Consider the following 12,656-nt stretch of genomic DNA (forward strand, 5'->3'; position numbering starts at 1 on the left):
AGTGATCATGTCGCATTATATTTTTCATGTTGAAGGAATGTCCTGTGGTGGATGTTCAAGTAAGATCAAGTCTGCTCTCTCTGCACTTGAGCACGTTCAAAATGTTGAGGTCGATCTCGCTTCGGCTGAAGTTAAGGTGTATAGCGATGCTGCACAAGAACTCAATCGAGATACCCTTGTAAGTACAATAGAAGACTTGGGTTTTGATGTGGTGAGCTAAATGCATCTCAATAAAAAAGGGCAATCCATTGGATTGCCCTTTTTTTATTCTGGCATTAGAAGCGCCAGTTGTAGAAAATATCGAGCGATCGTTCCAGTGCCTGACTCGCTTCAAGGTATAAGCGCTTATTCACCTGATAACGCAAGGTCAGTTTATTGACTGGTGTAAATACGCCTACACCATATCGAATAAATAAATCTGGTGTGATGTAGCCCGTCAGGCTGACTTGGGTATCATCACCTGTGCCTTGTGCGTCTAGAGCCAAACCGCTCAAACCGAAGGTCCGACCAATCTGATTCGTCAGTGCACGCGTTCCACCCAAGCCCATACTGATCCCTGCTGCTGCAATGGTATTGTTCACATCCGATTTAAAGCCGGCCGTATTGCTTAAACTACTGCTTCCTTCATTGATTCGGCCTGTCACCAAGGCATTGAGTGCCTCTTGTTCAGACAACCCTGCATCATTGTAAATCTGAATATTCGGTACCGAAGCTGTTCCCGTAACACGTACACCGACCGTACTGCCCTGCACGCTCTTATTAGCATCGACATCAAGGGTTGGGTTTGAAACCGGTCCATTAAAACGGGCAATTGCACGATTTAAATCTAGACTCTGCCCATAGGCTTCAATTTTAACTTTCTGACTCACCCCAATTGCCCCTGAGGCATTCATTGCAGTATCTAAACCGCGCTGGGTAAGGTTCAAACGACCGACCAATGGAATACGACTATTAAAACCTTGGAAAATGACTTGATTGCCAATCGAAACGCCAATATCCGCACGAATTTGCCATGGTTTTGCCGCACGCAAAATCGCCAGCTGGTCTTGGCCTTCACGCACCACGCGAACATCAGAAGAAACACCAACCACAGGTTCAGTCGCTTCAGGCATCGAAATTAATGCACGTGGTACATCGACTTTTCCTTGCACCGTTAAGCGCTTACTTACAGGATACGCTTCCATCGAGATGTCCGGTGTCACCAGTGCCGTAATTAATGGCGCCTGACGAACCAGTAAATTTTCACCTTTAAGATTTAACTTGATACGCGGATCACCTTTCCAGTCGATATCTCCGGTAAGGGTGCCCGCACCACGACCACTGTTAAACGCACCGTTAATACTTGCAGAATCTTGGCGAATAGATGAATACAACTGAATGTTAGTGAGATTGACAGGTAGCGAAATCATGCTGATTGCACCGTCTTTTAGTCGCATTTCTCCAGTTATTTGTGGCTGCGTCAGTGTTCCATTAACTTTACCCGCCAACGACAAGGTGCCTGCCATTGAGCGCACATCACTAATAAATGGTTTGAGTACTTTGAGTTGCACATTGTTAAATGCGACCTCACCTGACATCGGCATTGGTGTCTGATACGGATTAATGACAACTTTGGCATAGCCTGTACCGATTGCATCTGTTTGTACATCTAAACGCATTAGCAAACCTTGCGGAACACTTTTAGCAATCACACTTAACTGGTTATAGCTCAACGTCGATGCTGGATCTTGCGGATCAGACGCTGCCAAACCAATTTCACCATTACGCGTAACCAGCTGTGCATCGACTTGGGGCTTGCCGCCGTTGGCCCAGTTGGCCTTGGCGTAACCATTGAGCTTACCAGTAATGGCCAGCCCCTCTGGCATAAATGCGGCAAAGTCATTTAAGTCTAAGTTACGAGTTGCAAAGGATACATTACCACGCTGCTGACTCACCCGTAGCGGCTGATCAAAACATAGCTGGCTTTGCTGGCTGGCCCAGCAATGCTGCCCCACAAATAACTCTTGGCGAGCGCGATTAAAGATTACAGCCGCATTTTGCTGCTGCTTTAATACCGCACGACGAGAATCAAATACACCTTGCTGAATCTGGCCAAGCCAGTCATTTGAGGCATTAAAGCCACCCGCCAGTTGTACATAAAACTTAGAATAGTAATTCCAGCCTTGAAGTTGAACCAGATGTGCCTTACGCGTACCAGACAAGGTAATGCCTGCATACTGGATTTGACGCGTGCCACTTTGTAAATCATTTAATGTGGCTTTGAGTGATGTTGGAACGCTCTCAGATGTTGGTAATTCACCTTGAATCAGAATTTTTTTGATGCTGATGGTGTTCAGACCAAAATTATCTACAGCCAGATTCGCCGTCGCTTTAAGCCGTGGCTGCGCCTGTAGATTTAAATAACCGTAAGCACGACCACGCAGCGGTGCATAAATCTCATTGAGTGCAGGTGCATTTACTTTTAAACGTAAATTTTGTGCATTTCCTGAGGCTTGAACTTGGTTCTTCCCATAGGCTAAAAAGAGATTATTGGCTTCAAACTGCTGCGGTAATAAGCCTTTCTGATTTGCATTGATCACCAACGCAAGATTCCCCATTCCACGAACCAGTTTATTGTTGATATAGCCCGCGAGATTGAGTTTTTCCAGATTGATACGTTTGCTTTGCTCAGACCACAGCCCTTGCGTCTTTAGATTACCAGATACTTCACCACGAACGCTCGAAACAAAATACTGTGGCTTGAATCGCACCAGAGAAGCATTGATATCCCAAGCAATTGCATTTTTTAGATTCACCAGCCCGCTGGCAAAAATTTTGCCTGCGACACCATCGTGCTGAAGCTGTGCGATTTTGATCAATTCAGGCGTACCTGAAATATTAAATTTGAGTAACCCTTTGCCTTGATTCAGCGCATTTAAACCGCCGTCATATTGAACAGCGAAGCCTTTAAAACCACCACCTGATTTTTCATCGTGAAAAACCATGGCAGCCGTACTGGTACCCGTCAGTTCAATCACATCATTTGGCCCAGAATTTGCCAAATGTCCTTTTAAATCAATCGCATTAAGCTGAATAATCTGCTGGTTGGGTTTGGCATAGCCATTGGCTTTGACTTGTCCATTCAAACGATCGACAGGCGCAGCAGTCGAGATCGATTGCGGATTGAAGTCTTTTGCCGTTAGAAATGCATTCCATTTAAGCTGACGCTTTTCAGTTGGCAACTCAACTTTCGCTTGTCCACTTAAACTACCAGTTTGCGTGGCTTTGTAAGTAAATGCCGGTATATTTAAAATATTGTCTTTTAAATCTAGTCGTGCATCGTATTGACCGGGAGGCAACGTTGCCTGTTCATGTGCTTTAATGACTGTCGCAACATGAATGTCTTGTTTATTGTCAACTAACGCCAGATTAACTTGCCCGGAATCACTACTGAGCCAACCAATGTATGGCATGGCACGATCAATTTTACTCCATGAGATATCCAGCAATAACGGCTGTGGTTTTGCCTTGGCTTCTGCCTGATTCAGCTTAACCGACCACGCTTCATATTTGTCAAAATCAAGATTGGCAGTGAGTGCCATTCCATTTTCAAGCGTTCCTTTCGAGCTAATATTGGCATCGAGTGAAGGCGGTAGAAAATCTTGAATCGCTTGCGGAATCACTTCATCTTTAGGATTTAATCGATTCAGACGACCATTCACATCCCATGTCACACGATCATGCCATCCCACATAACCGGCTAAATTGACAGATCCTTTCATGAGCTGACCATTGAAATCCTGAATGGTTAATCCTTTGACCAGATCCGTTTGCATATTGGCAGTATATTGCCCTTCTGGGATGTTTTCGCCCTTTAAGTCTGTATCAAGCGTAAGGGCTAATGACTGGACATCCCCTTTAAATTTTGCAACGCCGTTTTTGGCAAAAAGCTTTTGCTCGGCCAACAATGGAAGATGATAGTTCTTAAACTGAAGTTCACCAAACATTGGCACATGATCACGCACAGGATGCACCACGACCCATCCTGTAAGTAAATCTGGTGTATTGGTTGCAACACCTGCCTGAATCGTGTCTAAAGTCCCTTTAGCCGCCACTTTAATGGTTTTAATATTCAGGCTATTTAAGGACGGTAAACTTAGATCACCTGTAAGCGACAGCGGATATTTCCCGCTAAAGGTCATTTGGCCTGTGGCATTTTTTACCGCCAGATAGCCCATATCGAATTCTGAATCTTCAAACTTTAACTCTGTGCCCGACCATAATGCATCTTTGAGATAGATATCATTAAAATCAACATGAGTTCCGCTGGTTTGAATGCGCAAGTGATCCACATTGGCTTCATTCACACGCAAAATAAACGGCAGTTTGATTTCGCTAAACTTAAATGGTTCTCCGGTAGGCTTGGCATAGCTGATAATCTGCAAATTTTCCACATCAGCATGGCTTAAATGCACCTCTTTATTGATCAGTGCACGCCAACCCAGCCCAATATCGGCATGATCTATTTTTATATCGAGTTCTTTGAGTTTGACTAAGATATTACGCAGAATAATACCGTTGAGCAGATTTCCACCTTCGTATTCGTAGCGAATAATTTGCTGGCGTTCCATCACCCGATCAAGCAAAAATTTACTCCCACGGTCCGTCGATACCATGATAGTCAAGGCAGACACTAAAAACAGCAGAATAATGCCGAACGTAAATAAAACACTTCTTAAAATACGGCGTTTTTTTTCTGGTTTTTGAGCTGGTTGCTGTTCGAATTCACCCATAATGATCCTAGTACAAATTTTGTTTTAAAGTTGTGGGCCAATAAAGAAATGTAAACGAATCGGATGGTTTGGATCGGAAATCCCCGATGCCACATCGATACGAATTGGTCCAACAGGTGATTTCCAGCGAATCCCCACCCCTACACCATATTCTGTTGGTGTATTAAAATCTTTATCGTAAGCATTACCAAAGTCAGAGAATACCGCAGCTCGCCAACCCTCTTTGAACTGATAATTATATTCAAGTGATCCAACAGCCAAGGCTTGCCCACCCACCTTATAGCCAAATTCGAGTGGTGCAAGGCTCTTATAATCGAAGCCGCGTATGCTTTCATCTCCACCGGCAAAGTAGCGCAAATTGTATGGTACTTTCTCGAAGTCATTGGTGAAGATATAGCCTAAATCTGCTCGTCCGACAAATTGGTGATCGTCATTTTCACCTACTGAATAAATAGCACGCCAAGCGGCAGCTGGCATAATAATATTGGCATCTGAAATCAGGGCATCACTTGCCACCTGAAGCTTATAGGTTTGCTTAAAACCCTTGGTCGGATTGATATTGTTATTGCTACTGGTTTTAGAAACTGAATAGCCAAATAGCAAAGCCTGTTGATTTGGATCGGAACCAGGTACCTTAAATGCATCTGGTAGACTAGATTCATCAACCGTACCGCGCTGGTTAAGTGAATCAACGCGATAGCGAACGCCATAGGTTTGTTGCCAACCGCCCAGTGGATTTTTGATAATACGCTCTGCACCAATCACAGCAGTCTGAGTTTCAAGGGTGACGTTTGGTCCAATATCATTGTCAAGTTCACGCTCAAACCCACCCACAATACTGATGTAATCATTGAGCGGATGTTTATAGGGAATGTTATAACGCACATCGACCGCTTGACGAATTTGCGAGACTTCCATGTTGGCATCGAATGAGTGGCCACGGCTATTTACGATCGCACGGCGATACTGACCACGCACTCGAAATCCCGTATCGGTTCCATAACCAAAACCAGTTTCGATACTGTTTAAACGATCTGCATTGAGTGTCACAATCACAGGAATTTTCTTTTCTTCACGCGCTTTATTTTCAAGCTGATTACGCTCAGATTCTTGTTCTTTTTGCTCGCTACGCTGTAATCGTAATGCTCGTTCTTGATTGTCAGACGCTTGTGTGCCAGCAAACTCTGCTTCATCTACAACATTTTGCGTCACTTCATTTGCAGACACAACTTTTTTACCCTGTTGAGGGCTTTGTTGTAACGTTTGTGATTGATTATCTTGATCCACCAAGGCCTGTAAATCTGGCGGCAACTCTAATGGCTTTTGAATCGGGTCTGGTTTAATTGTATCGACCAAGGTGTAGTTAAAGTAACGGGAGTTGGTCAAGTTGTTGGCCAGTGCATTGACACGCCAGAAAGTGTAGTCGTCTCCTTCTTTCCAAGGTGTCATGCTGAGCAATACATCCATATCGAGGGGAATTTTCTTCGAAGGATCACTCATTCGAAATTCAACATTACCCAACTGATAACGCTCGCCTGTTTCATACTTTAAATTGATGTCGGCTGTATTTTGAGGTTGATTAACACGCACATCATGCAAGCGCCAATAACTATCAAAAAATCCGTTATCTGAGGCCACTGTCGCAATACGTGATTTTGTTTCTTCGTATTTTCCGTGATTTAAAATATCGCCCACGTCTTGTTCAGGAACAAGCCGAATCACTTGGAATTGAGGCAGCGATGCACCTGGGCCAGTGAAGTCGATATTTTGCTCTTCAATTTTAACTGGCTCATGCGGTATAACATTGACACGAACTTTGGAGTCGCTCAACTTTTCAAATTTAAACTCGGCGTTGTAATATCCCACCGCCTGCGCAGCCTGATTCGATAAGTTACGAAGTTGAGGTAATGAGCTATTAAAATCTTGAAAAGCTTCTTGAGAATAACTCGATAACTTCGCCTTAATATTTGCAGCCAGCTCAGTTGGAGCACCTTTTACCTCTGCCGTAATACGAGGAATGGATTGTCCGCCAAGGTCTCGCTTTGGCTTAATTTTATCGATAATTCGTTTAAAGAATCCCTTTTTTTCTTCGGGTTGGCTGGCTTGTTGCAGACTGGTTCGTTCAAGCGTTTGACCAGTGGTATTGGCCTGAACATTAATCTGGCTATCCGAGCGGATTTGCTGCATCAGATTATCAACATTAACGGGAGCCTGATTAATCTGTGCCAGATCTTGCGATGGATTGGTCGTGGCAGATGTCGCTGTAGTCGGTGCTCTTGATGCAGTGGCCTGAGCTTCTGCTTTGGCTTGCTCTGCAACACGGTAAATTTCGTTGGCCATTGCCGAATCTACGGCAGTCGATGGTAAATTTTCAAGATCTTCAAACTCTATCGGTTTGAATTCTGCAATTGTTTTTGAAGATTGCGCTTGTTGTTGCAAGATTGCCAAACTATCCTGCTGGTTAGGTGCTGTTGTTGATACACTCGTGGCAACGTTATTATTAAGATCATTAGAGTCGATTGTAGGCTGAGTCTGCGATGAACTCGATGCAGCAACAGATGGGTTTATTTCTTGAGCGTAACTGGTCGACACCGTCAAACCCAATAACATGCTCGTGTAGATGAGTTTGTTCAGGTCATGTACATTTAATATAAAACGTACAGACTGGGCAAGCGCGGACTGTTTAAATTTTTTGGTCGCAAGCATGTACAATGAACTCTAAACTTATTTTATTAATGGACTGCACAAATGTACCGATAATACTGATAAATCAATTGATTTTTCACTCGATCAACTACCGAAGTATCATACATGATTTTGAAGCAAACTTAACAAGGCAATGACACTTCTTAATAAAACGCAATGAAATATACACATGATGAAAAACAATGAACATCTCCTGAGCACTCGTCGTTTTTTGCCGATGTTTCTCACCCAGTTTTTTGGCGCATTGAATGACAATGTGTACAAACAATCCTTGTTGCTGGTCATTACCTATGGCTGGATCAGCCAACAAAATGCCAGTGTGAGTACCTTAAACAATCTTGCTGCGTTATTGTTTATTTTGCCTTACTTTATTTTTTCTGCAACGGCTGGGCAAATTGCAGATAAATATGAGCGCGCTCAGTTGGTTAGAGCCATTAAGATTCTTGAAATTGTGATCATGCTAATCGGTATGGCAGGCTTCTTAACTGGTCATTTGTATTTACTGATGATTGCGCTTTTTATGATGGGCATTCACTCCACTTTTTTTGGGCCGATCAAATACGCAATATTACCAGAGATTTTAAAACCCAATGAACTCATGTCTGGAAATGCGCTGTTTCAGTCGGGCACTTCAATTGCAATTTTACTCGGTATGATTTTGGGCGGTGCAGTGATTGCGTCGTCAGATGGCAATTTACTATGGATCAGCCTAATGGTGGTCGGCATTGCCCTGATTGGGTACATTTGCAGTCGCTTCGTACTTAAACAAAAAGTATCTGCGCCTGATATTAAAATCGACTGGAATTTTTTTAGAACCAGTTTGCAAACCATTCGTTATGCCAAAAGTTTACCGCTGATTTTCACCATTTTGCTTGGAAACTCATGGTACTGGTTTTACGGTGCGACCTATCTTACCCAGATTCCCCAAATGACCCAACAAAACCTGCATGCTTCTGAAAATGTTGTGAGTCTTTTGCTCACCTTTTTTTCGGTAGGCATTGGGGTGGGATCATTGCTGTGCCGTAAAATTGGTGGGTCTGAGCTCAACATCAAGATGGTTCCGATTGGTGCGGTTGGCCTGACTGTATTTGCCTTTTATCTGGCCGCAAGTTTGTCGTTTGTTCCAGAACGAACCGGCGCCCTGCTTAGCCTAAAAGAGATATTCACCTCCGGACAAGTGTATTATCATGTCATGCTGGCTGTCACTTTACTGGGAATTAGCGGTGGATTTTATATTGTACCGCTCTATGCCATGATGCAAGCCTATTCTCCTCGCTCTCACCGCGCACGCGTAGTGGCAGCCAATAATATTTTAAATGCCGCATTTATGGTGAGTTCTGCCATTTTTTCGATTGTCATCTTAAGTATTTTAAAAATAGACATTAAAATATTATTTATAATTACAGCCATATTCAGTGCAGTATTCACATTCTGGCTCTTACGTAAACTTCCACCCATGCTGCATAATGCTCAAGATACTTTAGAGGACTAATTCTATGCGTCAGTACAATGGTGTTGATCGACTCATTCAATCTTTTGATCAGGCGTTGCGCAGCTTAGTACCAGGCGCAACAGCCGCCCAGCGCAGCAATCCGGCAGAGAACGCATCGACCCATTTAAGTGTCAGCGATGCACGCCATGTCGCAGGTTTGATGCGAGTTAACCATACTGGTGAGGTCTGCGCGCAAGCGCTGTATCATGGGCAGGCACTGACCGCAAAATTGCCAAATGTCCGTGATGAAATGAAACAAGCTGCGCTAGAAGAACAGGATCATTTGGCTTGGTGTGAAGACCGGCTTAAAGAACTAGACAGTCTGCCAAGTTTATTAAACCCAGTTTGGTATGGTCTTTCATTTGGTATGGGTGCTTTTGCAGGAATTGCAGGCGACAAATATAGCTTGGGCTTTGTTGCCGAAACAGAACGTCAGGTAAGTCTGCATTTACAAAGTCATCTAGACCAGCTACCTGCTCACGATGATCGATCTAAACGAATTTTAGAGCAAATGAATCAGGATGAACTACATCATCGCGAATCGGCACTTGAGGCTGGCGGTGTTGAATTGCCATTTGCAGTCAAAATTACCATGACTGCGATTTCCAAACTCATGACGACAACCAGTTATTATATTTAATTTGCATATCAAGCAATCGATTAAACGCCCCTTTAGTTCGTATTCATTCGTGCGATGCTAAAGGGAATCGATATTTATCAAGCTTGATTTTTTATATTTAAATAGATGTTTGAAGATAAATAACAACTAAAAAATCGATCAATGCGTCGATGCGTAAAAATGATCAGTTTTAAAATCAACCACTGGAAAATTATACACTTCAACCGCAAGGGCAGGATTTTGCCACAGCGTAGAAAGTGGAATTTTCACATCAAGTGCCAACGGCATTTTTTTATGATTAAACTGCATTTGATCGAGCTGCTTACCCCATGCGATTAAGTCGATATCTAAACTGATCTGGTGTGAAGGTCGGATACGCCCCGCTTGTGCCTCTAAATGCTTAAGCTCGACTTCAATCTCGGCAGATGTCTTGTTTGAGATGAGCAAACAGGCCGAATTCCAATAATCTTGACCGACATCATCTCGGCATGGAATGAGATAAACATCTGAAAACTGTACCTCACCCCACGACTGAATCACCCGATAAGCCTGCGCGAAATGCTGCTCTGGCAGATGATTACTCGCCAGTGCGAGCGCAAAAATGTTTTCGTTGGCGTTCAAGGCGAATTCCTACCGACTGAGCTTCTGCAATAATCGCAGGTTTACGAATGGTAATTATGATAGATTCAATCGTGGGAAAAGTCTCAAACAATTTTTTTAAGACCAGATGGGCGGCATGCTCAATCAGTTTAGGCTGAGCATGCTCGATTGCATGTGCAGCTAATTCACAAATCAATGCATAGTTAAGCGTATCATCTAGCTCATCAGATTGTGCTGCCCGTTGCAGATCGTTATGAATGGTTAAATCGAGTAACAAAGGTTGCTTGATTTGACGCTCCCAATTAAAACAGCCCACGACGGTATTGACCTTTAGGCCTTCAATAACAATGGCATCCATAACGAACAAACTCGACATTTAATGCTTTAACAACGATTGTGGCTCCATAGTTTGAACCATTTTCAAACGCTGGTCTGCATAAATATCGGTATAAGGTGCAAGGATGCGCATAAACCGATCAAAATACAGCATTTGTTTAAATAGAAGCGCAAAGTCACGCGGAAATTTAATGCCGTGACGCTCACCCACCGCCACCACATCCAGCATGATGTCGTTTAAATCAGAGGGTTTCGACGCGAGAATATCTTGTGGATCGGCAAGTAATACACCACTAAATAGTCGTTCAAGATCTTGCGCGAGCACCGTCGTATCGACTTGAGTATCGGTCATGCCCATTTTGAGCATATTTTCAGCCATGGCCGTATAGTCGGTTTTTTGTAAGGCATCCATAAAAGCCAGACATGCTGTCCAGACTTGTGGGTTGAGTTGACCTACAATACCAAAATCGATAAACCCGATACGTCCGTCTTCAAGCAGCATCAAATTCCCTGCATGTAAATCGGCATGAAAGCTTTTGCACAGCATCAAGCTACCAAACCACGTGTTCATGGCAGTAATCAGCACTTGCGAAGGATCTTTAGAGTATTGTTTTACAACATCAAAATCCGTAAGTGAAACGCCGTATAAGCGCTCCATAGTCAACACGCGACGCGTCGAGAATTGATGATAAACTTTTGGGGCAGTTGCGGCTTGATTGTTGGTGAGTTTGAGATAAGCAGTAAAGTCATCTAGGTTTTGCGCTTCTTCGATAAAATCGACTTCACGAATCATTCGAATTTTGATTTCTTCAACAATGTCAGATAGCGATGCAAACTTCACCTTAGGAATTGCACGTTCAAACATACGTGTCGCCCAATGCACCACATTGAGATCGGTATACAAGATGGTTTCAACACCCGGCTTTTGTACCTTTATGACCACATCTTCACCAGTGATCAGCTTGGCAGCATGAACCTGCGCAATAGATGCCGAAGCCAGCGGTTTTTCATCAATCGATGCAAAAATTTGCCCTAAATCGCGTCCCTCAAACTCGCTGTCGAGTACACTTTGAATATAACTAAAAGGGAGCGTTGGCGTTTGATCTAGGCACCCTTGAAACTCTTCGACATACTCACGAGGAAATAACGATGGCGTACTGGCAATAAACTGACCTAATTTAATATACGTCGACCCTAGTGATTCAAAGGTTTCACGCATCAATTTTGCATTACTCGGCTTTTCAACTGCATATTTATAGCCAGCTTTGGCTGCAAAAAAAGCGGTTTCGCCAATTCGTGCAACCGAGCGCAGTCCATCAAACAGAATATTTTTTTTCATATGATTCAATGTTATTTAACTCATTGGACAGTGTATCAAACTGAGTTTAGTTTACAGACAAACTTGCCTGACAAGTGGAACAATTTGTATCTTTTTCAAAATGTAAAATACGCTGTTTCATGCTGAGTCCATCCCAAAGCAATAACTTTTCTTTGAGTGGGCTTTTGTCTAACCCCAGATATAGCAGCGCATGATGCGCCTGAAGTGAGGCCATGACTACGGGTGTGGTGGCGAGCACTCCTGAATCTGCGCAGCGTAAGCCTTCATCTGTCATTTGCTCTTTTGGAAACAAGCATTCGTAACAGGCCGAATCCGCATCGACCATAAAGAGTTGACCTTGAAATCCAATCGCAGATGCACTAATTAATGGTATTGCATTTTTTTTACATGCTGCATTCACCACATAACGCGTTGTAAAATTATCACAACCGTCTAATACCAAATCTTGCTGTCGAACGAACTCATCGGCATTGCTTTGGTCAAGCTTACCCACATAAAACTCTACACGGATATGCGGATTGATTTGCATCAGACGTTTTGCCAAAGTATCGGATTTAAACTGCCCGATATCGGCAGGTGTAAATGCGATTTGACGTTGCAAATTACTGGTTTCAATGGTGTCGGCATCAATCAGCGTGATTTTGCCTACGCCTGCTCGAGCCAGCAGCTCTGCTGTTGCACAACCGATTCCACCCGCGCCTACTATCAAAACATTGGCGAACTTTAGTTTTTCTTGAGCATCTAAATCCCATCCATCGAGTAAAATTTGTCTGCTATATAAATGCATTTCGG

Annotated in this window: 9 protein-coding genes; 3 read left to right on the forward strand and 6 right to left on the reverse strand. The window is 43.3% G+C overall.

The genetic code is table 11. The annotated features are described in order from the left end of the window. The first annotated feature begins 7 nt into the window (after window positions 1–7). A complete protein-coding gene (locus L2096_RS00710; protein WP_025095475.1) occupies window positions 8–220 on the forward strand; it encodes a heavy-metal-associated domain-containing protein in 213 nt (70 codons plus the stop codon). A gap of 55 nt (window positions 221–275) precedes the next feature. Here the strand turns inward: L2096_RS00710 and L2096_RS00715 are convergent, their stop codons facing one another. After that, window positions 276–4,772 carry a translocation/assembly module TamB domain-containing protein gene (locus L2096_RS00715; RefSeq protein ID WP_250364694.1) on the reverse strand — a complete coding sequence of 1,499 codons (4,497 nt, stop codon included), beginning with the start codon at window positions 4,770–4,772 and terminating at the stop codon, window positions 276–278. A gap of 24 nt (window positions 4,773–4,796) precedes the next feature. Next, entirely contained in the window at window positions 4,797–7,478 is a 2,682-nt protein-coding gene (locus L2096_RS00720) for an autotransporter assembly complex protein TamA (RefSeq protein ID WP_250364695.1), read from the reverse strand. 169 nt (window positions 7,479–7,647) lie between these two features. Here L2096_RS00720 and L2096_RS00725 point away from each other — a divergent pair, with 169 nt between their 5' ends. Further along, window positions 7,648–8,970: an MFS transporter gene (locus L2096_RS00725; protein WP_004938840.1), complete on the forward strand. Its 1,323-nt coding sequence runs from the start codon at window positions 7,648–7,650 to the stop codon at window positions 8,968–8,970. Window positions 8,971–8,974: 4 nt separating this feature from the next. Beyond that, the gene (coq7, locus tag L2096_RS00730) at window positions 8,975–9,610 is read left to right on the forward strand and encodes a 2-polyprenyl-3-methyl-6-methoxy-1,4-benzoquinone monooxygenase (RefSeq protein ID WP_250364696.1); all 636 of its coding nucleotides are present in this window, start codon (window positions 8,975–8,977) and stop codon (window positions 9,608–9,610) included. A 138-nt stretch (window positions 9,611–9,748) separates the two neighbouring features. On the opposite strand, the gene L2096_RS00735 is transcribed toward coq7, so the two are convergent. Genes L2096_RS00735 through L2096_RS00750 form a run of 4 tightly spaced genes read right to left on the reverse strand, consistent with a single transcriptional unit; the run spans window position 9,749 to window position 12,651 of the window. Continuing rightward, on the reverse strand, window positions 9,749–10,210 hold the full coding sequence (locus L2096_RS00735) for a 2-amino-4-hydroxy-6-hydroxymethyldihydropteridine diphosphokinase (RefSeq protein ID WP_250364697.1): 462 nt from the start codon (window positions 10,208–10,210) through the stop codon (window positions 9,749–9,751). Then, window positions 10,167–10,547, reverse strand: a complete 381-nt coding sequence (gene folB, locus L2096_RS00740) for a dihydroneopterin aldolase (RefSeq protein ID WP_004938848.1) — start codon at window positions 10,545–10,547, stop codon at window positions 10,167–10,169. The genes L2096_RS00735 and folB overlap by 44 nt, the downstream gene beginning before the upstream one ends. Before the next feature lie 18 nt (window positions 10,548–10,565). Continuing rightward, window positions 10,566–11,864, reverse strand: coding sequence for an ABC1 kinase family protein (locus L2096_RS00745; protein ID WP_151745940.1), 1,299 nt, complete (start codon window positions 11,862–11,864; stop codon window positions 10,566–10,568). Window positions 11,865–11,910: 46 nt separating this feature from the next. Further along, on the reverse strand, window positions 11,911–12,651 hold the full coding sequence (locus L2096_RS00750; protein WP_250364814.1) for a HesA/MoeB/ThiF family protein: 741 nt from the start codon (window positions 12,649–12,651) through the stop codon (window positions 11,911–11,913). Window positions 12,652–12,656 lie beyond the last annotated feature (5 nt).

Origin of the sequence: Acinetobacter sp. ACZLY 512 (genome assembly GCF_023614015.1) — a bacterium.
In the GTDB taxonomy this organism is placed as follows: domain Bacteria; phylum Pseudomonadota; class Gammaproteobacteria; order Pseudomonadales; family Moraxellaceae; genus Acinetobacter; species Acinetobacter soli.